21 protein-coding genes and 1 other RNA gene are annotated in these 24,062 nt (G+C 61.0%); 11 read left to right on the plus strand and 11 right to left on the minus strand.

Annotated elements, in window-relative coordinates; all coding sequences use genetic code 11:
• Positions 1-80 precede the first annotated feature (80 nt).
• Together ACJ8QF_RS17125 and ACJ8QF_RS17130 are read left to right on the plus strand one after the other, a co-directional pair.
• Positions 81-476, plus strand: coding sequence for a DoxX family protein (locus ACJ8QF_RS17125; protein WP_004937119.1), 396 nt, complete (start codon positions 81-83; stop codon positions 474-476).
• Positions 477-546: 70 nt separating this feature from the next.
• Complete coding sequence (locus tag ACJ8QF_RS17130; RefSeq protein WP_004937116.1) at positions 547-1,533, plus strand: glutathione S-transferase family protein; 987 nt, start codon at positions 547-549, stop codon at positions 1,531-1,533.
• Positions 1,534-1,584: 51 nt separating this feature from the next.
• Here ACJ8QF_RS17130 and ACJ8QF_RS17135 read toward each other — a convergent pair whose 3' ends face one another.
• Positions 1,585-2,481, minus strand: a complete 897-nt coding sequence (locus ACJ8QF_RS17135) for a LysR family transcriptional regulator (protein ID WP_004937113.1) — start codon at positions 2,479-2,481, stop codon at positions 1,585-1,587.
• A 107-nt stretch (positions 2,482-2,588) separates the two neighbouring features.
• On the opposite strand from ACJ8QF_RS17135, the gene ACJ8QF_RS17140 reads away from it, so the two are divergent.
• Positions 2,589-3,290 carry a pirin family protein gene (locus ACJ8QF_RS17140; RefSeq protein WP_004937111.1) on the plus strand — a complete coding sequence of 234 codons (702 nt, stop codon included), beginning with the start codon at positions 2,589-2,591 and terminating at the stop codon, positions 3,288-3,290.
• 57 nt (positions 3,291-3,347) lie between these two features.
• Here ACJ8QF_RS17140 and rnpB read toward each other — a convergent pair.
• Together rnpB and rsmI are read right to left on the minus strand one after the other, a co-directional pair.
• Positions 3,348-3,725, minus strand: an RNA gene (gene rnpB / locus ACJ8QF_RS17145) — RNase P RNA component class A.
• A gap of 41 nt (positions 3,726-3,766) precedes the next feature.
• Entirely contained in the window at positions 3,767-4,630 is an 864-nt protein-coding gene (gene rsmI, locus ACJ8QF_RS17150) for a 16S rRNA (cytidine(1402)-2'-O)-methyltransferase (protein ID WP_004937108.1), read from the minus strand.
• Between the two features lie 62 nt (positions 4,631-4,692).
• Between rsmI and ACJ8QF_RS17155 the strand changes: the two genes are divergently transcribed.
• From ACJ8QF_RS17155 to dolP, 4 genes are read left to right on the plus strand one after another with little or no spacing between them, the layout of a single operon-like run.
• The gene (locus tag ACJ8QF_RS17155; protein ID WP_442537717.1) at positions 4,693-6,732 is read left to right on the plus strand and encodes a penicillin-binding protein activator; all 2,040 of its coding nucleotides are present in this window, start codon (positions 4,693-4,695) and stop codon (positions 6,730-6,732) included.
• Positions 6,729-7,082 carry a YraN family protein gene (locus ACJ8QF_RS17160; RefSeq protein ID WP_134942552.1) on the plus strand — a complete coding sequence of 118 codons (354 nt, stop codon included), beginning with the start codon at positions 6,729-6,731 and terminating at the stop codon, positions 7,080-7,082. Before ACJ8QF_RS17155 ends, ACJ8QF_RS17160 begins: the two co-directional genes overlap by 4 nt.
• 51 nt (positions 7,083-7,133) lie before the next feature.
• The gene (diaA, locus tag ACJ8QF_RS17165; protein ID WP_004937103.1) at positions 7,134-7,724 is read left to right on the plus strand and encodes a DnaA initiator-associating protein DiaA; all 591 of its coding nucleotides are present in this window, start codon (positions 7,134-7,136) and stop codon (positions 7,722-7,724) included.
• Between the two features lie 9 nt (positions 7,725-7,733).
• On the plus strand, positions 7,734-8,309 hold the full coding sequence (dolP, locus tag ACJ8QF_RS17170) for a division/outer membrane stress-associated lipid-binding lipoprotein (RefSeq protein ID WP_004937101.1): 576 nt from the start codon (positions 7,734-7,736) through the stop codon (positions 8,307-8,309).
• Positions 8,310-8,348: 39 nt separating this feature from the next.
• Here the strand turns inward: dolP and mtgA are convergent, their stop codons facing one another.
• From mtgA to arcB, 3 genes are all read right to left on the minus strand, one after another.
• Positions 8,349-9,080, minus strand: coding sequence for a monofunctional biosynthetic peptidoglycan transglycosylase (mtgA, locus tag ACJ8QF_RS17175; RefSeq protein ID WP_442537718.1), 732 nt, complete (start codon positions 9,078-9,080; stop codon positions 8,349-8,351).
• Entirely contained in the window at positions 9,077-9,730 is a 654-nt protein-coding gene (elbB, locus tag ACJ8QF_RS17180) for an isoprenoid biosynthesis glyoxalase ElbB (protein WP_049189093.1), read from the minus strand. The genes mtgA and elbB overlap by 4 nt, the downstream gene beginning before the upstream one ends.
• A gap of 237 nt (positions 9,731-9,967) precedes the next feature.
• Positions 9,968-12,307 (minus strand): aerobic respiration two-component sensor histidine kinase ArcB, encoded by a 2,340-nt coding sequence (gene arcB / locus ACJ8QF_RS17185; protein WP_049189094.1) that lies wholly within the window; start codon positions 12,305-12,307, stop codon positions 9,968-9,970.
• Positions 12,308-12,718: 411 nt separating this feature from the next.
• Here arcB and ACJ8QF_RS17190 point away from each other — a divergent pair, with 411 nt between their 5' ends.
• A complete protein-coding gene (locus ACJ8QF_RS17190) occupies positions 12,719-13,426 on the plus strand; it encodes an acid phosphatase (RefSeq protein WP_442537719.1) in 708 nt (235 codons plus the stop codon).
• On the opposite strand, the gene ACJ8QF_RS17195 is transcribed toward ACJ8QF_RS17190, so the two are convergent.
• Complete coding sequence (locus tag ACJ8QF_RS17195; RefSeq protein ID WP_004937093.1) at positions 13,421-14,353, minus strand: TIGR01212 family radical SAM protein; 933 nt, start codon at positions 14,351-14,353, stop codon at positions 13,421-13,423. The genes ACJ8QF_RS17190 and ACJ8QF_RS17195 overlap by 6 nt on opposite strands.
• A gap of 691 nt (positions 14,354-15,044) precedes the next feature.
• On the opposite strand from ACJ8QF_RS17195, the gene gltB reads away from it, so the two are divergent.
• The 3 genes from gltB to ACJ8QF_RS17210 all read left to right on the plus strand — a co-directional run bounded on the left by gltB (position 15,045) and on the right by ACJ8QF_RS17210 (position 21,583).
• Positions 15,045-19,505 (plus strand): glutamate synthase large subunit, encoded by a 4,461-nt coding sequence (gene gltB, locus ACJ8QF_RS17200; protein WP_442537720.1) that lies wholly within the window; start codon positions 15,045-15,047, stop codon positions 19,503-19,505.
• Positions 19,506-19,519: 14 nt separating this feature from the next.
• Positions 19,520-20,938: a glutamate synthase small subunit gene (locus tag ACJ8QF_RS17205; protein WP_015379170.1), complete on the plus strand. Its 1,419-nt coding sequence runs from the start codon at positions 19,520-19,522 to the stop codon at positions 20,936-20,938.
• Positions 20,939-21,103: 165 nt separating this feature from the next.
• Positions 21,104-21,583 (plus strand): hypothetical protein, encoded by a 480-nt coding sequence (locus tag ACJ8QF_RS17210; protein WP_004937086.1) that lies wholly within the window; start codon positions 21,104-21,106, stop codon positions 21,581-21,583.
• Positions 21,584-21,647: 64 nt separating this feature from the next.
• Here ACJ8QF_RS17210 and sspB read toward each other — a convergent pair whose 3' ends face one another.
• The 4 genes from sspB to rplM form a co-directional block, all read right to left on the minus strand.
• Positions 21,648-22,148: a ClpXP protease specificity-enhancing factor gene (gene sspB / locus ACJ8QF_RS17215; protein ID WP_004937084.1), complete on the minus strand. Its 501-nt coding sequence runs from the start codon at positions 22,146-22,148 to the stop codon at positions 21,648-21,650.
• A 5-nt stretch (positions 22,149-22,153) separates the two neighbouring features.
• Positions 22,154-22,795, minus strand: coding sequence for a stringent starvation protein SspA (gene sspA / locus ACJ8QF_RS17220; protein WP_004937082.1), 642 nt, complete (start codon positions 22,793-22,795; stop codon positions 22,154-22,156).
• 325 nt (positions 22,796-23,120) lie between these two features.
• Entirely contained in the window at positions 23,121-23,513 is a 393-nt protein-coding gene (gene rpsI / locus ACJ8QF_RS17225; RefSeq protein ID WP_004937080.1) for a 30S ribosomal protein S9, read from the minus strand.
• A 15-nt stretch (positions 23,514-23,528) separates the two neighbouring features.
• Positions 23,529-23,957: a 50S ribosomal protein L13 gene (gene rplM, locus ACJ8QF_RS17230; protein WP_004937079.1), complete on the minus strand. Its 429-nt coding sequence runs from the start codon at positions 23,955-23,957 to the stop codon at positions 23,529-23,531.
• Positions 23,958-24,062: the final 105 nt, after the last annotated feature.

Raw genomic sequence — 24,062 nt, forward strand, 5'->3', positions numbered from 1 at the left:
GACAGGGTGAGAGACCCGATATACCGCCCGTTGATATGACTACCGCCGAACAGGCACACAAAAACACTTTGGAGTAGATGATGAAAAAATTAGAAGATACAGGTTTGCTGGTTGCTCGTATCCTGATGCCAATCCTGTTTATCGTGGCAGGCTACGGCAAAATGGGTGACGCTTATGCCGGAACCCAACAGTACATGCAATCGATGGGCGTGCCTGGCTTCTTGCTGCCGCTGACCATTCTGCTGGAGTTTGGCGGCGGTCTGGCGATCCTGTTCGGCTTCCTGACCCGCACCGTGGCGCTGTTCACTGCCGGTTTCACCATCCTGACCGCGCTGCTGTTCCACACTGACTTTGCGGAAGGCGTAAACCAGCTGATGTTCATGAAAAACCTGACCATCGCCGGCGGCTTCATCGTGTTGGCGGTCGCAGGCCCGGGCGGCTTCAGCATCGACCGTCTTCTGAACAAGAAATGGTAATCTAAACTGTCATTCAGGGCCCGGCATGCCGGGCCCTGTCGTTTTTCACTCGGACACCAAGGAGATTCCCATGGGACAACTCGTCGATGGCGTTTGGCAAGACATCTGGTATGACACGAAATCTACCGGCGGCCGTTTCAAACGTTCAACCGCTCAGTTTCGCAATTGGGTGACCGCCGACGGTCAGCCCGGCGAACACGGCGCGGGCGGCTTCCAGGCCGAAGCGGGCCGTTATCACCTGTATGTTTCTCTCGCCTGCCCCTGGGCGCACCGCACGCTGCTGATGCGTAAATTGAAAGGGCTGGAGCAGATTATTCCGGTCTCGGTGGTGCACCCGCTGATGCTGGAAAACGGCTGGACCTTCGGCCAGGATTTTCCTGAAACCACCGGCGATCCGCTGTATCACGCCGACTTCCTGTACCAGATCTACCTGCGGGCCGATCCGCACTACAGCGGGCGCGTGACCGTGCCGGTGCTGTGGGATAAACAGCGGCAAACCATCGTCAGCAACGAATCCGCCGACATCATCCGCATGTTCAACAGCGCGTTTGACGGCGTCGGCGCTCGGGCTGGGGACTACTACCCGACCGATCTGCGCGGTAAGATCGATGAGCTGAACGGCTGGATTTACGATCAAGTGAACAACGGCGTGTACAAGGCCGGTTTCGCCACCAGCCAGGAAGCCTATGACGAAGCGGTCAACGGGGTATTCAACGCGCTGGAGCGCCTTGAGCAGATCCTGGGGCAACATCGCTACCTAACCGGCGATCGGCTGACCGAAGCCGACCTGCGTCTGTGGACCACGCTGGTGCGTTTCGATCCGGTGTACGTCACCCACTTCAAGTGCGACAAACACCGCATCAGCGACTATCTGAACCTGTACGGTTTCCTGCGCGACATCTACCAGATGCCGGGCATCGCCGAAACGGTCAGCCTGCCGCACATTCGCAACCACTACTACCGCAGCCACGCCACCATCAACCCGCACGGCATCATTTCCATCGGGCCGGCGCAGGATCTGGATGAGCCGCACGGCCGCGACCAGCGCTTCGGCTAAGGCAAAAAAAATCCCCTTGCCGCCCGGCAAGGGGATGTCATCCAACCGACGTTAGCGCTGCGCGAACAGGCGCGGAATTTCGCGCAGGAACCAGGCTTTCGCCTCCCCCATGCTGTCGCGCCGCCAGGCCATGATGATATCGGCTTCGCGGCTGTATTCCGGACCCACCACGCGCAGCCGCCCGGCCTCGATATCTTTCTCCACCATCGGATACGGCATGGTCGCCACCCCCAACCCGGCCAGCAGCGCCAGGCGTTTGTCTTCAATGGTGCTCACCGTCAGGCGCTGTTGCTTGTCCAGCAGCTGTACGGTCAACACCGGGCGCTCGCGGGCGGTATCCGCCACCGCAATGCCGCGGTACTTCACGCGGGTCACCTCGGACAGCGGCTCCGGCTCCTGGTGGATAGGATGATCCGGCGCGGCGACATAAACGCTCATGACCTTGTACAGTTTGCGGGTGTTGATCTCCGACGACGCGCGAAAATGCATGTCCGGCGCGATCACAATGTCGGCGCGCCCCTGTTCCAGCCGCTCCCAGGCGCCCGCCAGCACTTCGGTGAAAATCGACACCTGGGTGTTGGCCTTCAGCGCCAGTTTGTCCACCAGCGGGAACAGCAGGCTCGGCGGCGACAGCGCTTCGCTGACGATGGTCAGGTGGGTTTCCCAACCGCGCGCCAGCGCCTCGGCGTCGGTGGTCAGCTTATCGGCCGCCTCCAGCAGCACCCGCCCGCGCTCCAGCAACATGCGCCCGACGTTGGTGAACTTGGTGCGGTGGCCCGAACGGTCGAACAGCACCACGTCCAATTCTTCTTCCAATTTTTGCATGGTGTAGCTGAGCGCCGACGGCACCCGCCCCAATTCGTCGGCGGCCGCGGCGAAACTGCCACGCCGGTCGATCGCGTCCATCACTCTCAGCGCCTCAAGCGTGAGCGCCCGATCTCTGGCCATCGCATCCCTCTGTCAGGAAATTTGAATATGCCGACCAGATTAACTGGCTAACAATCCGACGTCCAGATGCTTACCATTTGGATAATGAATTTAGAGAGCCGATTGCCATGATTACATGCAGAACAGCACAACAATGCGGGCAAGCTGACTTTGGTTGGCTGCAGGCTCGCTACACCTTTTCCTTTGGTCACTACTTCGATCCCAAACTGATGGGCTACGCGTCGCTGCGGGTGCTGAATCAGGAGGTGCTGGCACCGGGCGCGTCGTTCCAGCCGCGCACCTATCCCAGCGTGGATATCCTGAACCTGATCCTGCAGGGCGAGGCGGAATACCGCGACAGCGACGGCAACACCGCGCGCGCCAAAGCCGGCGAAGCGCTGCTGTTGGCCACCCAACCGGGCCTGAGTTACAGCGAACAGAACGTCAGCAGCGATACGCCGCTGACCCGCCTGCAGCTGTGGCTGGACGCCTGCCCGGAACGCAACAACGAGCGAGTGCAGCGCCTGGCGCTGCCGGCGGCAGGCAACCTGCTGCTGGCCTCGCCGGACGGCGCGCAGGGCAGCCTGCAGCTGCGCCAGCAGGTTTGGATCCACCATCTCGATCTGCAGCCGGGCGAAGAACAAACGCTGACGATTAACGGGCCGCGCGCCTATTTGCAGTCGATTCACGGCACCATCGCCGCTACCGGCGAGCGCCACGAAGCGCAACGCCTGACCTGCGGCGACGGCGCCTTCGTGCGTGAGGAAAACCGCCTGACGATCCGCGCCGAGACGCCGCTGCGCGCGCTGCTGATTGACCTGCCGGTGTAAGCCGGCCGAAAAACGAAAAACCCCGCGCAACAGGCGTTGCGCGGGGTTTTCTTTTGTCGAGGGAGTTGACCGGTAAGCCGGGTTCTGTCGTGGACAGTCATTCCTCTAGGCCAGCAATCGCTCACTGGCTCAAGCAGCCTACCCGGGTTCAGTACGGGCCGTACCATGTGAACCCCTATTTGGCCTTGCTCCGGGTGGAGTTTACCGTGCCACGAACTGTTGCCAGCCGCGCGGTGCGCTCTTACCGCACCCTTTCACCCTTACCTGATCCCGCTTGCGCGGGCCATCGGCGGTTTGCTCTCTGTTGCACTAGTCGTAGGCTTGCGCCTCCCAGGCGTTACCTGGCACCCTGCCCTATGGAGCCCGGACTTTCCTCCCCTCCATCTGTCTCCCCGAAGAGGACGGCAATGAAGCGGCGACTGTCTGGTCAACTCCGGCGCGGATAGTAGCGTCGCGGCGGCGGCAGGTCAACCGCTTTACGGCTGTTGTTGCTCCAGCGCGTGCTTATACAGCGCATTTTTCTTCACGCCGTGGATTTCCGCCGCCAGCGCCGCCGCCTTTTTCAACGGCAGCTCTTTTTGCAGCAGCGCCAGCGTGCGCAGCGCCTCAAGCGGCAGCGCATCCTCCTGCGCCTTGTGGCCTTCGACGATCAGCACCATCTCACCGCGGCGGCGCACTTCATCTTCCTGCACCCACGCCAGCAGCTCGCCCACCGGCGCGCCGTGGATGGATTCCCAAGTTTTGGTCAGCTCGCGCGCCAGCACCACATAGCGCTGCGGGCCCCAGACGGTGACCATGTCCTGCAGGCTTTCCAGCAGGCGGTGGGTGGATTCGTAGAAAATCAGCGTGCGCGGTTCCTCCGCCAGCGCCATCAGCGTATCCTTGCGCCCCTTGGTTTTCGCCGGCAGGAAACCTTCGTAGCAGAAACGGTCGGAGGCGACGCCCGCGGCGCACAGCGCGGTGGTGGCGGCGCAGGCGCCCGGCAGCGGCACCACGCGAATGCCGGCCTCGCGGCAGCGGCGCACCAGGTGATAACCGGGATCGTTAATCAGCGGCGTGCCGGCGTCGGACACCAGCGCGATGCTCTGGCCTTCCTGCAGTTTCGCCAGCAGCTGATCGGCCTTTTGCTGTTCGTTGTGGTCGTGCAGCGCGAACAGACGCGCGTTGATCGCGAAGTGTTGCAGCAGCAATCCGGTATGGCGCGTGTCTTCCGCCGCGATCAGATCAACGCTTTTCAGTACCTCTAACGCGCGGTGGGTGATATCGCCCAGATTGCCGATGGGGGTGGGCACCACATACAGCGTTGATGCAGAAATGACTGATTGTTGGTGTTGATTCATTGTTTCATCCGGGTTGCCGATTTAATATTGAGCATCTTGAAAAAAACATCACTGGATACAGTATGCTTTCCTCAACATTCGTTCGTACCAAAGCAGGGCGTTCCAAGCCTGTCCGACTGACCGCAGTCATCGCCGCCGCCCTTTTCCTGGCGGGCTGTCCAAGTCGGGCCCCGCAAACGCCGCCCGCCAATATACAGGACGAAGCGAGCGCCAGCTCCGATTACTACCTGCAGCAGTTGCAGCAAAGCAGCGATGATAACAAGGCTGACTGGCAATTACTTGCTATTCGCGCCTTGCTGCGTGAAGGAAAACTGCCGCAGGCCGGCGACCAGTTGAACCAGCTGCCGAAAAACCTTAGCGGTGCGCAGCAGACTGAACGCCAGTTGCTGACCGCCGAACTGCAGATCGCCAACAAGAGCTACGTCAGCGCCCGCAGCACGCTGGGCCATCTGGACAGCGGTGCGCTGTCGCCGAATCAGAAGGTGCGCTACTACCAGGCGCAGATCGCCGCCAATCAGGGCAAAGCGTCGCTGCCGTTGATCCGCGCCTATATCGCCCAGGAGCCGCTGCTGACCGGCAAGGCGCACCAGGACAATCTGGATCAAACCTGGCAGGCCCTGCTGCAGCTGACGCCGCAGGAGATGAACAGCCTGGTGATCAACGCCGACGAGAACGTGCTGCAAGGCTGGCTGGACCTGCTGCGCGTCTATCAGGACAACAAGCAGGATCCCGATCTGCTGAAGGCCGGCATCAAAGACTGGCAGAACCGTTATCCGAAGAACCCGGCGGCCAAAACGCTGCCGGCTCGCCTGAATCAGGTGCTGAACTTCACCCAGGCCTCCACCTCGAAAATCGCCCTGCTGCTGCCGTTGAACGGCCAGGCGAAAGTGTTCGCCGACGCCATCCAGCAAGGCTTCGAAGCGGCGAAAAACGGCGGTTCCATGCCGGCGCCGCAACCTCAAGCCGCGCAACCGGCCAGCACGCCGGCCCAAACGGCGCCGGCCGATCAGGCCGCTACGGGTGACATCAACGCCAACGGCGCGGTCAGCCCTTCGGCGCAAGAGAGCCAGCCTGCCGTCACCGCCGCGCAACCCGCTGCGCCGTCCAGCGCGCCGATAACGCCGCTGCAGGCCGCCAACGCGCAGGTCAAAGTGTACGACACCACCAGCCAGCCGCTCGCCGCCTTGCTGAGCCAGGCGCAGCAGGATGGCGCCACCCTGGTGGTCGGCCCACTGCTGAAAGAGAACGTCGATCAGTTGTCCGCCAGCACCACCACGCTGAACGTGCTGGCGCTCAACCAGCCCGAAACGCCGAAGGACAACCTGAACATCTGTTACTTCGCCCTGTCGCCGGAAGATGAAGCGCGCGACGCCGCCCGCCACATCTGGGAACAGCAGAAGCGTCAACCGCTGCTGCTGGTGCCGCGCGGCGCCTTCGGCGATCGCGTCGCCAGGGCCTTTAACCAGGAATGGCAGAAGCAAGGCGGGCAAACCGTGCTGCGCCAGGACATCGGCTCCGCCGGCGAGCTGCGCCAAATGGTGAACAGCGGCGGCATCCGCATGACCGGTACGCCGATGTCGAGCGCCCCGGCGCCGCAGAGCGTCACCATCGCCGGGCTGACCATTCCTGCGCCGCCGAGCGACGAGCCCGCCGCCACCGGCGGCAGCGTCGACGCGGTGTACATCGTCGCCACCCAGTCCCAGCTGACGCTGATCAAACCGATGATCGACATGGCCACCAGCTCGCGCGGCAAGCCGGCGATGTACGCCAGCTCGCGCAGCTACCAGGCCGGCGCCGGCCCGGACTTCCGTCTGGAAATGGAAGGCCTGCAGTTCAGCGATATTCCGCTGCTGGCCGGCTCAAACCCTCAGCTGCTGCAGCAGGCCAGCGCGCGTTTCCGCAACGACTACTCGCTGGTGCGCCTGTATGCGATGGGGATGGATGCCTGGACATTGGCCAACCACTTTGCTGAAATGCGCCAGCTGCCGGGCTTCCAGGTTTCCGGCACCACCGGTACGCTGAGCGCGTCGCCAAACTGCGTGATCAACCGTAAGCTGCCTTGGCTGCAATACCGTCAGGGCACGGTCGTTCCAGTCTCTTGAACCCACGCGCCTCAGGGGCGGGCTATGAGTTACTGGCCCGCCGTCACCTGGAACACGCCGGGCTCACCTTCTGCGCCGCCAACGTCGCGGTGCGCGGCGGTGAGCTCGACCTCATCATGCGCGACGGCACCACCTGGGTGTTCGTCGAAGTGCGCTACCGCCGCAACGACGCCTTCGGCGGCGCGGCCGCCAGCGTCACCTTTCGCAAACAACAGCGGTTGCTGCACGCCGCCGCCGTCTGGCTGGCGGGGCGCGGAGCCAGTTTTGACACATCATCTTGCCGTTTTGATGTTTTGGCCATTACCGGTAGCCAGTTAGAATGGATACCCAACGCCTTCAATACGGATTAATCGGGGTTTTGCGGCGCAGACCGGCCCTTTGACTTAGTGGATTAATACAACGTGCTGGATAGAATTAAAGTCTGTTTCACCGAAAGCATCCAAACCCAGATCGCGGCGGCGGAAGCACTGCCGGACGCCATTTCCCGCGCTGCGATGACGCTGGTTCAATCCTTACTCAACGGCAACAAAATCCTGTGCTGCGGCAACGGCACCTCGGCAGCCAACGCGCAGCACTTCGCCGCCAGCATGATCAACCGTTTTGAAACCGAGCGCCCCAGCCTGCCGGCCATCGCTCTCAACGCCGACAACGTGGTGCTGACGGCAATCAGCAACGATCGGCTGCACGACGAAGTGTACGCCAAGCAGGTGCGTGCGCTCGGGCACACCGGCGACGTGCTGCTGGCGATTTCCACCCGCGGCAACAGCCGTGATATTGTGAAGGCGGTCGAGGCGGCCGTGACGCGCGATATGACCATCGTCGCACTTACCGGCTACGACGGCGGCGAGCTGGCCGGGCTGCTCGGCCAGCAGGATGTCGAAATCCGCATCCCGTCGCACCGCAGCTCGCGCATTCAGGAAATGCATATGTTGACCGTAAACTGCCTGTGCGACCTGATAGACAATACGTTATTCCCCCACCAGGACGATTAAGGAACTGAGATGAAGCTAAAAGCCACATTTGCAGTGCTGTCCAGCGCCCTGCTGTTGCAAGGCTGTATCGCCGGCGTCGTCGTCGGCAGTGCGGCCGTCGCCACCAAAACCGCCACCGACCCGCGCAGCGTAGGGACCCAGGTGGATGACGGCACGCTGGAAGCCAGGGTCGAAAGCGCCCTGAGCAAAGACCAGCAGTTGAAGAAAGATGCCCGGGTGGTCGCCACCGCCTATCAGGGCAAGGTGCTGTTGACCGGCCAGTCGCCTAACGCCGATCTCACCGCACGCGCCAAGCAGATCGCCATGGGCGTGGAAGGCACGACCGAAGTGTATAACGAAATTCGTCAGGGCACGCCGGTCAGCCTGAGCACCGCGTCCTCCGACACCTGGATCACCACCAAGGTGCGTTCGCAGCTGCTCACCAGCGATACGGTGAAATCGTCCAACGTGAAGGTCACCACCGAAAACGGCGAAGTGTTCTTGCTGGGCCTGGTCACGCAGCAGGAAGGGCAGTCGGCGGCGCAGATCGCCAGCCAGGTCAGCGGCGTGAAGCACGTCACGACCGCCTTTACCTACGTAAAATAATCCGCCTGGCGGGAGCGGCACCGTGCCGTTCCCGCCCGTTTAATCCAGCTTGTTCTCGCGTAAAAACGCTTCCCCGCCCAGTTGCCGCATCTGCCGCATGATCCACTGTTGACGCTGCACCACATAGCCGGACGGCGCATCGGCCCTGAAGCGATGCGGATTCGGCAATACCGCCGCCAGCAGCGCCGCTTCGGCCGCGCTCAGGCGCTTGGCCGGCTTATGGAAAAAGCGCTGTGAAGCCTCTTCCACGCCGAACACCCCATCGCCGAACTCGACGATGTTCAGGTACACCGTCAGAATGCGCCGCTTGGTCCACACCAATTCGATGCCGGACGTCAGCCCGGCCTCCAACCCTTTGCGCAGCCAGCTGCGGCCATCCCATAAAAACAGGTTCTTGGCGGTTTGCTGCGACAGCGTGGACGCGCCACGGATGCGCGTCGGGCGCTTCTCGTTGTGGCTGAGCGCCTTTTCAATGGCCGCCACGTCGAAGCCCCAATGGTCTGGAAACTTCTGATCTTCCGCCGCCATCACCGCCAGCGCCATTTGCGGCGAGATGTCGTCCATCGACACCCAGTCCGAATGGGCGACATAGCCGAAGTCGCCGCTCAGCCAGGCGCTGACCTGCCGTTCCACCATCACGGCGGAAAACGGCACCGGCAGGAAGGCGAAGAGCACAATGCCCAACACCCACAGGCCGATAATCGCGATGACGCCGCGCTTCAGCCAATACCACAGGCGCAGCCGCCGCCATCCGACGAGCGATTTTCTCATTCAGCCAGTTCCAGCACCCGCGCCACCAGTTTATCGATGCCCAGGGCCGCCTGCGCGATAGACGGCGCCAGCATATAGGCCGGCGTGGTCACGATCTTATGTTCGCTGTCCACCACGATGTCGTCCACCGGGCAAATCACCGGTTCGCCGCCCATGGCGTCAATCACTTCCCCCAGATCCGGATCGTTGCCAATGGTCAGCCGCGCTTGTTGATCCAGCAGTTTCGGCAACAGCGCCGGCGCGATGCACATCAGGCCAATTGGTTTGTTGGCCTTATGCATCTCGCGCGTCAGGCGCGCCAAATCTTCATCGACCCAACATTCCGCGCCGGCTTCGGCGAAATTGCTGAGGTTCTTGGCGGCGCCAAAGCCGCCGGGCACGATCAGCGCATCCAGCTGCGCGGCCTCCGCCAGCGCCAGCGGCTGCACCGCACCGCGGGCAATGCGCGCCGATTCAATCAGAACATTGCGCGACTCCGCCATCTCCTCACCAGATAAGTGATTAATAACATGGCGTTGTGGTTTATCAGGCGCAAAGCACACCGCCTGGGCGCCGGAACGATCCAACGCCAGCAGCGTCAGCACCGCTTCATGGATCTCCGTACCGTCATAAACGCCGCTGCCGCTGAGGACTACACCCACCTTTTTCATCACTCTTACTCCTGTCGCTGCTGTCAACTGGTTCGTGCTCGGAGTTGACAAACACTAATCTACATCACACATTTTAATGAATCTTCTAACAAGAGCGCTTACATTTGCTATGTTGTTGGCTGTATGATGTTTAGGAATTCGCAACAACCTGCTCGACCAGAACACTGAAACCAATACGCAGGTTCACAATTTCCCTGGTGTTGGCGCAATATTCGCGCACCCCGGCTTAGGTCGGGGTCATTTTTTTTCAGCGTTCTCAACCCAAGCCCGCAGTACCTGCACGTCGTTGCGCCACTCTTGTTTCAGCTCATCCACCCAATCCTGCACGTTATCCCACCAGGCCGGCAGCGTCGGCGTTTGAATCTGCTGCGCCAGCTGCTGCAGATGGCGCAGACCGACCGAACCGGCGGCGCCCTTGATCTTATGCCCTTCCTCAGTGATGCCTTTCTGATCGCGCGCCGTCATGTTGGAGTCCAGCACCGCCAGATAGCCCGGCATCATCTGTTCGAACATCTCCAGACTTTGGTGGATCAGCTGCGGGCCAACCAGATCCATGTACTGTTCCAGCATCGCGGTATCGAGTAACGACTCATTAATCTGCATCGCCTTGTGCTCCGTTTTCTTTGAAGTGTGAGAAGGTTGATGATCCCAATAGTGTTTGATGACCTTGGTCAGCGCCGGCACCGACAGCGGCTTGCTCAGCACATCGTCCATGCCCGCCTCGAGATACTCTTTTTTGTCTTTCAGCACGTTGGCGGTCAGGGCCACCAACGGCGGCAGCGCCTGCCCGGCATAGCGCTCGCGCAGCGCCCGGGCGATGTCCAGCCCGGTCATGTCCGGCAGTTGGATGTCCAGCAGCACCAGATCGAACTCGTCCGGCTCGAACATCGCCAGCGCGTCGTGGCCGTTCATCGCCACGTCGACGCTGTTGCCCAGCTTCTCCAGCACCGAGCGCGCCACGATCACGTTCAGTTCGATATCTTCCACCAGCAGGATGTGCAGCGCCGGCAACGGCAGCGCCTCTTCCTCCGGCGCCGCGCTGACGGCTTCCTGCACCGCCGGCGCCTTGATGGTTAAGGTAAAGCAAGAACCGTGCCCTTGTTCGCTGCGCACGGTGATGTCGCCGCCCATGCTCTGCGCCAGCCGTTTGGAGACCGCCAGCCCGATGCCGGTGCCGGTGGCCGGGCGGCCGCCGCGCTGATCTTTCACCTGGTAATACATGGCGAAGATTTTGTCCTGCTCGTCCTGCGGGATGCCCATGCCCGAATCTTCCACCTCGAACACCAGCTTCTCCTGCGCCTCGCGCCGTACGCGCACCACAATTTGCCCCTGCTGGGTAAATTTCACCGCGTTGCCGATCAGATTCCACAAGATCTGCCGCAGGCGGGTGCCGTCGGTCACGATCTGCTGCGGCAGCGGCGTCTGCGGCTCCATGACGAACTGCAGCCCTTTCGGCTGCGCCAGCAGGCCCGAGAGGTTCTCCAAATCCGCCAGGAAACCGGTGAAGTCCACCGGCTGGTTGTCGAGCTGCACCTTGCGCCGCTCGAGCTTGTCCATTTCGATAATGTCGTTGAAGATATTGCCGAGGGTGATGGCGCTGACGTGGATGGTCTTCAGGTATTTCAGCTGCTCGTCGTTCAGCTCGGTATCGAGCAGAATGCGGCTCAGGCCGACGATGCCGTTAAGCGGCGTACGCAGCTCGTGGCTGATGGTGGAGATAAAGGTAGTCTTCTCCCTGCTGGCGTTCTCCAGCGCGTCCTGGTAGCGCTTACGCTCGGTAATATCGCGGCCGAAGCCCATCAGCCCGTGGCGTTTGCCCACCCGGTCGTAAAACGGCACCTTGCGCAGCTCGAAACAGGCCTTGCGGCCGTCGGGATACACCAGCCACTGTTCGTAGGTCAGCGAAACGTTGTGGCGGAAAACTTTCTCGTCGGTCTCAATCACCTTTTCAGCGATCTCCTGGCCGTAGACGTCGAACGGCGTCAGGCCGATCAATTGCTTCTCGCTCTTGCCGGTCAGCAGCTCCATCGCGCGGTTGCAGCCGGAAAACTCTTTGTCTTCGTTGCGGTAGTAGACCAGATCCGGCGAGGCATCGAGGAAGGAACGCAACAGCGCCGATTGCTGGCCCAGCTCAATCTGCGCCTGCTCGCGCTGTTCCATCTCTTCCGTCAGCTTTTCCATCACCTGCAGGCGCTCTTCTTCCGCCTTGATACGGTCGGCGATCTCCTGATTCAGCTGGCTGATATTGTCTTTGAGCTGCTGATTGAGCTCCAGATCGCGGTGGCGCATCTCTTCCAGCTTGTCCACCAGCCGCGCCAGCCGTTGGCGCGACTCTTCCAACTGTTCCACCACCACCGAGAGAAAATAGACCGCCCACGGGGTGATCAACAGGCCGAAGAAGATCGAACGCACCACGTCGATGCTTTCCACTTCGCCGCGCAGCAGCATGGTCACCGCCATCTGCACCACCATCGCCAGCACCACCAGCGCCGAGGCCAGCAGCAGCGAGAAGCGCACCAACCCCAGTTTCACCATTAAATCAACGTAGTACTGGGCCAACACCCGGATTTGCTTCATAGCGGCTCCCATCAGACACAATCTTTTGAATCATACCGTAAATTTTTCCGTCGTGTCTGAGAGTCAAGTCCTGCTAACGGAAAATAGCGGCGTCTGGCATGCGACGGGCAGCTCATTGCCGCCGGCACCGTGAACAAACACGTTGATCATCCCGCTCATACTTAGGGATTAATCAGTTGTAACTAAAAGATTTTTTATGTGATTCACCCCACACCCAGGCCGCTTGAGAATGCCATTTTATTAATATATTAATGATGCACCGTGCATGACGCTTGCTTTAGCAGACACGGATAGCGAAGCCCTGTGGCTTGAAGTAAGGGAAAGGATTTTATCCCGCGGTTTACTTTCACCGGCAGCAGCGTTGTGGCCAGCCCGGCAGGCTTCCTCATTTCTTTGATGTGAGGACTAACCATGTTAACCATCTATCGCACTACCCTGTTCGTCCTGTCGCTGACCGTCATCTTTCCCCTGAAGGCCGCTACCGCCGTGGCCGGCTATTTGAATGAGGAACAACGGCAAATCGCCACGCTGTTGCCGCCGCCGCCTTCAACAGCTACGCCGCAGAATCGGGCGGATCTGCAGGCGGTGCTGACCATACAGGCTAGCCGTACGGCGGAACAGATCGCCAAGGCCAAGCGGGATGATCATCTGGAAGACGCCGCCTTTCCCTTTGCCCGCGATATTTTCGGCCCGACGTTCACCGTCGATCGCCATCCGCTCACCGCTGCCCTGTTCCGCCGGGTTTATCAGGACTTTGAGCACAGCCTGATGCCCGCCAAAGCCTTCTATAGTCGCCCGCGCCCCTATGAGGCCGACAGCCGCGTAAAACCGCTGCTGCCGCCGCCGGAAGGCGACTCCTACCCCAGCGGGCACGCGATGGACAGCTACCTGACGGCGATCCTGCTGGCGCAGATGGTGCCGGAAAAACGCAGCGCGCTGTTTGAACGAGCGGCAAGCAATGCGCAAAGTCGGGTCATTGCCGGCGTCCACTACCCGAGCGATCTGGAAGGCGGCAAGCTGGCAGCGACGGCGCTCGCCGCACGGCTGCTGGCGAACCCGCAGCTGCAGGCCGACCTGCAACGCGCACGCGCGGAGGTGCGCGCCAACCTGCGGTTATAACGTCGGTAAATAACGCAGGGCGGCATCCAGCGCGCTGCCCTGCCCGCCGTGCCGTTGCAGATAAGCGCCGACCGCCTGCATACCGCTCCAGCGGTTTTCGCACCACAGCGGCGCCAGCAGCGTCGGCCGGCGGGCGCTGGCGGAAAGGCGGTGGTACACCACCTCGCCCGGCGTATGGCGGATCATCTCCCCGGCGCTGGCGGCATAATCTTCCAGCGCCAGTTCGGGCAACCGCCCGGCCTGCCACGCCCGCGCCAGGGTGCTGCCGGTGACGACGTGCAGCGGGTGCAGCTTGATGCCGTCGACGCCGGTCTCCGTCACCTGCTGCAGCGTGAGCAGATGATCGCGCTGGGTTTCTCCCGGCAGCCCGACGATCAGATGGCAGCACACCTTCAGCCCGCGCTGCCGGGCCAGCCGCGCAGTCTGCTGATAACAGCGAAAATCATGGCCGCGGTTGATGCGCTTCAGTGTTTTATCGTGCGCCGTCTGTAACCCCAGCTCCAGCCACACCTCATAGCCTTGCTCGCGGTAGCCCGTCAGCAGATCCAGCGCGGCGGCCGGCACGCAGTCCGGCCGGGTGCCGACGCACAGGCCGACCATGGCACTCTGCGCCAACGCCTGCCGATACATCGCCTCCAGCCGTTCAACCTCCGCATAGGTGCTGGTATAGGCCTGGAAATAGGCCAGATAGCGCCGCGCCCGATCGACCCGCGCGGCCTGCTGCGCCAGCTGTTCGGCGATGCTCTGCCGCTGCATCGCCTCATCGGCGAACGAGGCAACGTTGCAGAACGTACAGCCGCCGCGCCCCAACGTGCCGTCGCGGTTAGGGCAGCCGAATCCGCCGTGCAGCGTGAGTTTATGGATCTTTTCGCCATAGCGGCGCTGGAGATCCGCGCCAAACATATTGACTAATTGCGGCAACTGCATAATCTTGGTGGTTCTCTGTGTTCAAAGCCGCGATGCTAATAAGAAACGGCTTTTCCCGCGATGACAGAGATCAACGCTTTCCCCGCAAGGCGCCACCAGGCATAACTATTCATCATAAATGCAAATCAATTCACTATAATTCTGATGAATTATTCTAATCGTCACGCAACCGTTAACGGCAATATGACAACACGGTGAAAAATAGTCATAAACATCAGCCAAGCAATATCTTATAGAATAAAATTCTGGCATTACCCCTCGCACTAGCATGGTGCAGAGATTAAGGGGTTGCACTATAGTGAGACAGCTCACACTTCTGAGTGGATCGGCGTTGCCCCATGATAGTGCAAAAATGCATTAAAACGCTTATTTTTCAAATAAATAAATACCATCAATTCGATAAGAATCTATCTTAAGCCCACATTTGACCTGCGAATTCTTTCTCGCTAAGTTGGAAGTCCGCTGGAAGCTTTCTGGACGGGCAAACGTCTCGTCATATTTATGCAGTAATTGAAGACTCCCTCTTAAAACAAGTCCTATACCACTTGTGAGACCGTCACGAGAGGCCATTGATGGAGGGCGGAAAAGCAGATTGGCGGGGTTAACTTGCTGATTGGACTTCTGCCTGAAATTGGGAAGCCCCCTCGCAGTAGGTTGTGAGAGTCACGCAGAGCCTGGGGAGGTTCACGATATGTTGTACGATAAATCCCAAGAGAGGGACAACTGTGGTTTCGGCCTGATCGCCCACATAGAAGGCGAACCTAGCCACAAGGTGGTGCGCACCGCCATTCACGCGCTGGCCCGCATGCAGCACCGCGGCGCGATCCTCGCCGACGGCAAGACCGGCGACGGCTGCGGCCTGTTGCTGCAAAAACCCGATCGCTTCTTCCGCATGGTGGCGGAAGAGCGCGGCTGGCGTTTGGCCAAAAACTACGCCGTCGGCATGATGTTCCTCAGCCAGAATGAAGAGGAAGCGCGCCTCAGCCGCCGCATCGTGGAAGAAGAGCTGCAAAACGAAACGCTGTCGATCGTCGGCTGGCGTGAAGTGCCGACCAACCCGGACGTGCTGGGTGAAATCGCCCTCTCCTCCCTGCCGCGCATCGAGCAAATCTTCGTTAACGCCCCGGCCGGCTGGCGCCCGCGCGATATGGAGCGCCGCCTGTTCGTGGCGCGCCGCCGCATCGAGAAACGCGTGCAGGATGACAGTTTCTACGTCTGCAGCTTCTCCAATCTGGTGACGATCTATAAAGGCCTGTGCATGCCTGCGGATCTGCCGCGCTTCTATCTCGATCTGGCGGACCTGCGCCTGGAATCGGCCATTTGCCTGTTCCACCAGCGCTTTTCCACCAACACCGTGCCGCGCTGGCCGCTGGCTCAGCCGTTCCGCTACCTGGCGCACAACGGCGAAATCAACACCATCACCGGCAACCGCCAGTGGGCGCGCGCCCGTACCTATAAATTCCAAACGCCGCTGATCCCGGATCTGGAGGCCGCCGCGCCGTTCGTCAACGAAACCGGCTCCGACTCCAGCTCGCTGGACAACATGCTGGAGCTGCTGCTGGCGGGCGGGATGGATCTCATCCGCGCCATGCGCTTGCTGGTGCCGCCGGCCTGGCAGAACAACCCGGACATGGACGGCGATCTGCGCGCCTTCTTCGACTTCAACTCGATGCACATGGAGCCGTGGGACGGCCCGGCCGGCATCGTGATGTCCGACGGCCGCTACGCCGCCTGTAACCTCGATCGCAACGGCCTGCGCCCGGCGCGCTACGTGATCACCAAAGACAAGCTGATCACCTGCGCCTCCGAAGTCGGCATCTGGGATTACCAGCCGGATGAAGTGGTGGAAAAAGGCCGCGTCGGCCCCGGCGAGCTGATGGTGATCGACACCCGCAGCGGCCGCATCCTGCACTCGGCGGAAACCGACAACGATCTGAAAAGCCGCCATCCGTATAAAGAGTGGATGGAGAAAAACGTCAAACGCCTGGTGCCGTTCGAAGATCTGCCGGACGATCAGGTCGGCAGCCGCGAGCTCGACGACGCGCAGCTCGAAACCTACCAGAAACAGTTCGGCTACAGCAGTGAAGAGCTGGATCAGGTGATCCGCGTGCTGGGCGAAATTGGCCAGGAAGCCACCGGCTCGATGGGCGACGATACCCCGTTCGCCGTGCTTTCAAGCCGGCCGCGCATCGTTTACGACTACTTCCGCCAGCAGTTCGCGCAGGTCACCAACCCGCCGATCGATCCGCTGCGCGAAGCGCACGTCATGTCGCTGGCCACCAGCATCGGCCGTGAAATGAACGTGTTCTGCGAAGCCGAAGGCCAGGCGCACCGCCTGAGCTTCAAATCGCCGATCCTGCTGTACTCCGATTTCAAACAGCTCACCACGCTGGAAGGCGAATACTATCGCGCCGAGACGCTCGATCTGACCTTCGACCCGCAACAGCAGGATCTGGAGCAGACCATTCGCGCCCTGTGCGACGAAGCGGAACGCAAGGTGCGCGAAGGCGCAGTGCTGTTGGTGCTGTCCGACCGCGCCATCGCGCCCGGCCGCCTGCCGGTACCGGCCCCGATGGCCGTTGGCGCCGTGCAAACCCGGCTGGTGGAGAAAAGCCTGCGCTGCGACGCCAACCTGATCGTTGAAACCGCCAGCGCCCGCGATCCGCACCACTTCGCCGTGCTGCTCGGCTTCGGCGCGACCGCCATCTACCCGTATCTGGCCTATGAAACCCTGGCCAAGCTGGTGGACAGCCAGGCGATCGACAAGAAATACCGCGACGTGATGCTGAACTACCGCAACGGCATCAACAAAGGCCTGTACAAGATCATGTCCAAAATGGGCATCTCGACCATCGCCTCTTACCGCTGTTCCAAGCTGTTCGAAGCGGTCGGCCTGCACCGCGATCTGGCGGACCTGTGCTTCCAGGGCGTGGTCAGCCGCATCGGCGGTGCCAGCTTCAGCGATTTCCAGCAGGATCTGCAGAACCTCTCCAAGCGCGCCTGGCTGAAACGCAAACCGCTGGAGCAAGGCGGCCTGCTGAAGTTCGTGCACGGCGGCGAATACCACGCTTACAACCCGGACGTGGTGAACTCGCTGCAAAAAGCGGTGCACAGCGGCGAGTACAGCGACTATCAGGCCTACGCCAAGCTGGTGAACGAGCGGCCGGTCGCCATGCTGCGCGATCTGCTGGCCATTACGCCGAAAGGCGAACCGATCCCGGTCGATCAGGTCGAGCCGGCGGAGTCGCTGTTCAAACGCTTCGACACGGCGGCGATGTCGATCGGCGCACTGAGCCCGGAAGCGCACGAGTCGCTGGCGATCGCCATGAACGGCCTCGGCGGCTTCTCCAACTCCGGCGAAGGCGGCGAAGATCCGGCGCGCTACCGCACCAACAAGGTGTCGCGTATCAAACAGGTGGCCTCCGGCCGCTTCGGCGTCACGCCGGCCTACCTGGTGAACGCCGACGTGATCCAGATTAAGGTGGCGCAAGGCGCCAAGCCGGGCGAAGGCGGCCAGCTGCCGGGCGACAAAGTCACCCCGTATATCGCCAGACTGCGTTACTCGGTGCCGGGCGTGACGTTGATCTCCCCGCCGCCGCACCACGACATCTACTCGATCGAAGATCTGGCGCAGCTGATCTTCGATCTGAAGCAGGTCAACCCGAAGGCGGTGATCTCGGTGAAACTGGTGTCCGAGCCGGGCGTTGGCACCATCGCCACCGGCGTGGCGAAAGCCTATGCCGATCTGATCACCATCGCCGGTTACGACGGCGGCACCGGCGCCAGCCCGCTGTCCTCGGTGAAATATGCCGGCTGCCCATGGGAACTGGGCCTGGTGGAAACCCAGCAGGCGCTGGTGGCCAACGGCCTGCGCCACAAGATCCGCCTGCAGGTGGACGGCGGCCTGAAAACCGGCGTGGACATCGTCAAAGCGGCGATCCTGGGCGCGGAAAGCTTCGGCTTCGGCACCGGGCCGATGGTGGCGCTGGGCTGCAAATACCTGCGCATCTGCCACCTCAACAACTGCGCGACCGGCGTTGCGACTCAGGACGACAAGCTGCGCCGCGATCACTACCACGGCCTGCCGGAACGCGTGACGAATTACTTCCAGTTTATCGCGCGTGAGACCCGCGAGATCATGGCCCAGCTGGGCGTAAGCCAACTGGTGGATCTGATCGGCCGCACCGAATTCCTGACCGAGCTGGACGGCATTTCCGCCAAGCAGAACAAGCTGGATCTGTCGCCGTTGCTGACAACCGCCACGCCGCATCCGGGCAAAGCGGTGTACTGTACCGAAAGCAGCAACCCGGCGTTCGACAAGGGTCTGCTGAACAAAGAGTTGCTGGCGCAGGCGCAGCCGTACATCGAAGCGAAGCAGGGTAAAACCTTCTACTTCGACATTCGCAACACCGACCGCTCCGTGGGCGCCATGCTGTCCGGCGCGATCGCCAACGTACACGGCGATCAGGGGATGGCAGGCGATCCGATCAAGGCGCACTTCTCCGGCACCGCCGGGCAGAGCTTCGGCGTCTGGAACGCCGGCGGTGTCGAGCTGACCCTGACCGGCGACGCCAACGACTATGTCGGCAAAGGCATGGCCGGCGGCAGCATCGCGGTGCGCCCGCCGATCGGTTCCGCCTTCCGCAGCCATGAAGCCAGCATCGTCGGCAACACCTGCCTGTACGGTGCCACCGGTGGCAAGTTGTTCGCCGCCGGCCGCGCGGGCGAACGTTTCGCGGTGCGCAACTCCGGCGCCATCACCGTGGTGGAAGGCATCGGCGACAACGGCTGCGAATACATGACCGGCGGCATCGTCTGCGTGCTGGGTAAAACCGGCATCAACTTCGGTGCCGGCATGACCGGCGGCTTCGCCTACGTGCTGGACGAAGACGGCGAGTTCCGCAAGCGCGTGAACCCGGAGCTGGTGGAAGTGCTGGATGTCGATCAGCTGGCGATCCATGAGGAGCACCTGCGCGGCCTGATCACCGAACACGTGCAGGCGACCGGCTCTTCCCGCGCGGAAGAGATCCTGGCCAACTGGCCGGAGTGGGCGCCGAAGTTCGCCCTGGTCAAACCGAAGTCCAGCGATGTCAAAGCGCTGTTGGGTCACCGTAGCCGTTCCGCAGCCGAGCTGCGGGTGCAGGCGCAGTAAGAGGTAGGTCATTAATGAGCCAGAACGTTTATCAATTTATCGACCTGCAGCGTGTTGATCCGCCAAAGAAACCGCTGAAGATCCGCAAAATCGAGTTCGTCGAGATCTACGAACCGTTTTCGGAAACCCAGGCCAAGGCCCAGGCGGACCGCTGTCTGTCCTGCGGCAACCCGTACTGCGAGTGGAAGTGCCCGGTGCACAACTACATCCCGAACTGGCTGAAACTGGCCAACGAAGGCCGCATCATGGAAGCGGCGGACCTGGCGCATCAGACCAACAGCCTGCCGGAAGTGTGCGGCCGCGTATGCCCGCAGGATCGCCTGTGCGAAGGCTCCTGCACCCTGAACGACGAGTTCGGTGCGGTCACCATCGGCAATATCGAGCGCTACATCAGCGATAAGGCCATCGAAATGGGCTGGAAGCCGGACATGTCGCATGTGCAGCCGACCGGCAAGCGCGTGGCGATCGTCGGTGCCGGCCCCGCCGGGCTGGCCTGCGCCGACGTGCTGACCCGCAATGGCGTCAAGGCGGTCGTATACGATCGTCATCCGGAGATCGGCGGCCTGCTGACCTTCGGCATCCCGGCCTTCAAGCTGGAAAAGGAAGTGATGGTCAAACGCCGCGGCATCTTCAGCGAGATGGGCATCGAGTTCCAGTTGAACACCGAAGTGGGCAAAGACGTCAGCATGGAGACCTTGCTGAGCGAGTACGATGCGGTGTTCCTCGGCGTCGGCACCTATCAGTCGATGCGCGGCGGCCTGGAGAATGAGGAGGCGCAGGGCGTGTACGACGCGCTGCCGTTCCTGATCGCCAACACCAAGCAGCTGATGGGGTATGAAACCGAGCAGCACGAGCCTTACGTCAGCATGGAAGGCAAACGGGTGGTGGTGCTGGGCGGCGGCGATACCGCCATGGACTGCGTGCGTACCTCGGTGCGTCAGGGCGCAACTCAGGTCATCTGCGCCTACCGCCGCGACGAAGCCAACATGCCGGGCTCCAAGCGCGAAGTGAAGAACGCCCGGGAAGAAGGGGTGGACTTCCAGTTCAACCTGCAGCCGCTGAGCATCGAACTGAACAGCGCCGGCCGCGTGGCCGGAGTGAAAATGGTGCGCACTCAGCTGGGCGCGCCGGATGCCAACGGCCGTCAGACGGCGGAGCAGGTACCAGGTTCCGAACACGTGATCGACGCGGACGCGGTGGTGATGGCGTTCGGCTTCCGCCCACACCGCATGGACTGGCTGGCGGCTCACGATGTGCAGCTGGATAAACAGGGCCGCATCCTGGCGCCGGAAGGCAGCGACAACGCGTTCCAGACCAGCAACCCGAAAATCTTCGCCGGTGGTGACGCAGTGCGCGGATCTGACCTGGTAGTGACGGCGATCGCCGAAGGCCGCAAAGCGGCAGACGGCATCATGAACTACCTGGAAGTGTAAACCTTCCGTACCATCAGAGGCCCGGCATATTGCCGGGCCTCTGTTTTTAGCCTGCCACGCTTTGTAACAACCTCCCCGCTCCTCACCGCCTCAACGCGCTATAGTATTGAGTTAGCACCATTGCGGGGCGCGGCTGCGCCTGACACCGAGATAAGGATAGCGAACATGAAATGCTCCATTTCCCTGTTGGCCGGCGCGCTGCTGGCCGTCAATTTCAGCGCTTCAGCCATGGCGCTGGATTCGCAGGAGGTTGGTTACAATATCGAAGCGCGCGGCGCACGGCCGGTCGTGGCGCAGTTGGGCAAGGCCGGGCAGTTCGGCGCCGTGGAAAACAGCATCCGGCTGGGGGACGACAGCTGGATTGCCCTGGCGCCCAAGTTGGCCGGCGGCGGCAATGCCGGATTTACCGCCGGCATCAAATCAGCCCTCTCCGCAGCCCTGATCTACAATCCGGCGGCGGTGTTGCAGGCGCTCAACAAAGGCAACGATCTGCCGCTCAATGACATTTGCACCGCCCCGCCGGAAGTGCAAGGCGATACCGCCATCACCAGTTTCCGTGAGCGTGCAACCCACGCCCTGTCTACCGTACGCGTAGGCGATCTCAGCGCGCCGCGCGACGCCTGCATTGCCGCGTTGAAAGGCTGACCCGCTTCTGCCGGGCAAAAAAAAAGCACCCCCATGGGGTGCTTTTTCGTTTGTTTTCACGGGGTTATTTCACCACGCGCAGCGCCGGGCGGCCACCGCGCGGCGGCTGCGGCGGTTCGTCATCCGGGCCGTTGTCTTCCGCGGTATCCGGGCGATCGCCGTCGATCACTGACATCAGGGTTTCCGAAGGGATCGTCTCATTGTCCAGACCTTCGAACACGCCTTCGCTCTCGTCGTAGGCGGCTTCCGGTTCGAACATCGTGCCGGCGCCGTTTTCACGCGCATAGATCGCCAGCACGGCGGCCATCGGCACCGAAACCTGACGCGGCACGCCGCCGAAGCGCGCGTTGAACTGCACGTCTTCGTTACCCAACGCCAGGTTGCCTACCGCGCGCGGCGCGATATTCAGCACGATCTGGCCGTCACGCGCGAACTCCATCGGCACCTGCACGTCCGGGCGAGTCACGTCGACCACCAGGTGCGGCGTCAGTTGGTTATCCAGCAGCCAGTCGTAGAACGCCCGCAGCAGATACGGGCGACGCGGCGTCATCTGAGACATGTCCATCGCGCTTAGCCCCGGGTCTGCAGGCGCATTTCACGCTCGGCTTCGGTCAGGGAAGCCAGGAAGGCGTCGCGTTCGAAGACGCGGGTCATGTAGCCTTTCAGCTCTTTGGAACCGGCACCGCTCAATTCGATGCCCAGCTGCGGCAGACGCCACAACAGCGGCGCCAGGTAGCAATCCACCAGGCTGAACTCTTCGCTCATGAAATACGGCGCCTGACCGAAGATAGGCGCGATCGCCAGCAACTCTTCGCGCAGTTGGCGACGGGCGGATTCCGCTTCCTGGCCGCTGCTCTTCTCGATCTTGTCCATCAGCGAGTACCAGTTCTTCTCGATGCGCAGCATCATCAGACGGCTCTCACCACGGGCAACCGGGTAAACCGGCATCAGCGGCGGGTGCGGGAAACGCTCATCCAGATATTCCATGATGATGCGGGATTCATACAGGGTCAGTTCGCGATCGACCAGCGTAGGCACCGTCTGGTAAGGGTTGAGGTCAATCAGATCTTGCGGCAGGTTATCCATTTCGACCTGCTCGATCTCGACGCTGACACCTTTCTCCGCCAGTACGATACGTACTTGATGGCTAAAAATGTCGGTCGGGCCAGAGAACAGCGTCATTACCGAACGTTTGTTGGCAGCGACAGCCATGAAAACCTCCAAGTTATCTAGAAAATACTGCGAATAGCCAACTGACAGGCTGCTATCCTGAATAATCTTGCCGCAGGCCGGCAGCACGCAGCGCGACCCGAGCCCATAAAAAACCGGCCCAGGAGGTCAACTGCACGGCGAACAGGCGCAAAAGTGGATGATAGTTTACCAGATTCTGCTTGTTTTGTGGGGGCGGTGCGGCGAATTCATGTTGAATTGTCTGATATGCCACAGATTTTAGTCGGGGACGGCGGATTTCAGGCGTAAAAAAACCCGGTGAAGCACCGGGTTTTTTGCGTAAATCGCACTGCCGAAGCAGCGAAAATTAACGCTTGGAGAACTGCGGACGACGACGTGCTTTACGCAGACCGACTTTCTTACGTTCAACCTGACGAGCGTCACGGGTGACGAAGCCAGCTTTACGCAGTTCAGAACGCAGAGTCTCATCGTATTCCATCAGTGCACGGGTGATACCGTGACGGATAGCGCCAGCTTGACCGGAGATACCACCACCTTTAACGGTGATGTACAGGTCCAGTTTGCCAACCATGTCGACCAGTTCCAGCGGCTGACGAACTACCATGCGGGCAGTTTCGCGACCGAAGTACTGTTCCAGGCTGCGCTGGTTGATAACGATGTTACCGTTGCCCGGCTTGATGAAGACGCGAGCGGCGGAGCTTTTGCGGCGACCAGTGCCGTAGTATTGATTTTCAGCCATTGCCATTAATCCCGATTAAATGTCCAGAACTTGCGGTTGCTGTGCCGCGTGATTGTGCTCGGTGCCCGCGTAAACTTTCAGTTTACGGAACATAGCACGACCCAGCGGGCCCTTTGGCAGCATGCCTTTAACCGCGATTTCAATCACGCGCTCAGGACGGCGGGCAATCATCTCTTCAAAGGTCGCTTGCTTGATACCACCGATGTGGCCGGTGTGGTGGTAGTACACTTTGTCTGTACGCTTGTTGCCGGTTACAGCAACTTTGTCAGCGTTCAGAACGATGATGTAATCACCGGTATCCACGTGCGGGGTGTATTCCGCTTTATGCTTGCCGCGCAGGCGACGAGCCAGTTCAGTAGCGAGACGGCCTAAAGTTTTACCATCTGCATCAACAACGTACCAGTCGCGTTTTACGGTTTCTGGTTTAGCTGTAAAAGTTTTCATTAGAAAGCTTACCCAATAATTAGTTACACGTTGGTGAACACCCAAACGCTCGAAAACAGTTGAGGCTCACACGACCATACAAGTCCAGCAAACCTACCCCTTCGA

Origin of the sequence: Serratia sp. CY81684 (assembly GCF_052166595.1) — a bacterium.
In the GTDB taxonomy this organism is placed as follows: Bacteria; Pseudomonadota; Gammaproteobacteria; order Enterobacterales; family Enterobacteriaceae; genus Serratia; species Serratia nematodiphila.

Bases quoted from the DNA above. Each gene is read 5' to 3' on its own strand.
- mtgA (WP_442537718.1), bottom strand. From the start codon at position 9,080: ATGAGAAAATCGCTCGTCGGATGGCGGCGGCTGCGCCTGTGGTATTGG.
- rpsI (WP_004937080.1), bottom strand. From the start codon at position 23,513: ATGGCTGAAAATCAATACTACGGCACTGGTCGCCGCAAAAGCTCCGCC.
- sspA (WP_004937082.1), bottom strand. From the start codon at position 22,795: ATGGCTGTCGCTGCCAACAAACGTTCGGTAATGACGCTGTTCTCTGGC.
- ACJ8QF_RS17155 (WP_442537717.1), top strand. From the start codon at position 4,693: ATGCTTTCCTCAACATTCGTTCGTACCAAAGCAGGGCGTTCCAAGCCT.
- ACJ8QF_RS17135 (WP_004937113.1), bottom strand. From the start codon at position 2,481: ATGGCCAGAGATCGGGCGCTCACGCTTGAGGCGCTGAGAGTGATGGAC.
- ACJ8QF_RS17205 (WP_015379170.1), top strand. From the start codon at position 19,520: ATGAGCCAGAACGTTTATCAATTTATCGACCTGCAGCGTGTTGATCCG.
- dolP (WP_004937101.1), top strand. From the start codon at position 7,734: ATGAAGCTAAAAGCCACATTTGCAGTGCTGTCCAGCGCCCTGCTGTTG.
- ACJ8QF_RS17190 (WP_442537719.1), top strand. From the start codon at position 12,719: ATGTTAACCATCTATCGCACTACCCTGTTCGTCCTGTCGCTGACCGTC.
- ACJ8QF_RS17130 (WP_004937116.1), top strand. From the start codon at position 547: ATGGGACAACTCGTCGATGGCGTTTGGCAAGACATCTGGTATGACACG.
- sspB (WP_004937084.1), bottom strand. From the start codon at position 22,148: ATGGACATGTCTCAGATGACGCCGCGTCGCCCGTATCTGCTGCGGGCG.
- ACJ8QF_RS17210 (WP_004937086.1), top strand. From the start codon at position 21,104: ATGAAATGCTCCATTTCCCTGTTGGCCGGCGCGCTGCTGGCCGTCAAT.
- gltB (WP_442537720.1), top strand. From the start codon at position 15,045: ATGTTGTACGATAAATCCCAAGAGAGGGACAACTGTGGTTTCGGCCTG.
- rsmI (WP_004937108.1), bottom strand. From the start codon at position 4,630: ATGAATCAACACCAACAATCAGTCATTTCTGCATCAACGCTGTATGTG.
- ACJ8QF_RS17195 (WP_004937093.1), bottom strand. From the start codon at position 14,353: ATGCAGTTGCCGCAATTAGTCAATATGTTTGGCGCGGATCTCCAGCGC.
- ACJ8QF_RS17140 (WP_004937111.1), top strand. From the start codon at position 2,589: ATGATTACATGCAGAACAGCACAACAATGCGGGCAAGCTGACTTTGGT.
- rplM (WP_004937079.1), bottom strand. From the start codon at position 23,957: ATGAAAACTTTTACAGCTAAACCAGAAACCGTAAAACGCGACTGGTAC.
- ACJ8QF_RS17125 (WP_004937119.1), top strand. From the start codon at position 81: ATGAAAAAATTAGAAGATACAGGTTTGCTGGTTGCTCGTATCCTGATG.
- elbB (WP_049189093.1), bottom strand. From the start codon at position 9,730: ATGAAAAAGGTGGGTGTAGTCCTCAGCGGCAGCGGCGTTTATGACGGT.
- arcB (WP_049189094.1), bottom strand. From the start codon at position 12,307: ATGAAGCAAATCCGGGTGTTGGCCCAGTACTACGTTGATTTAATGGTG.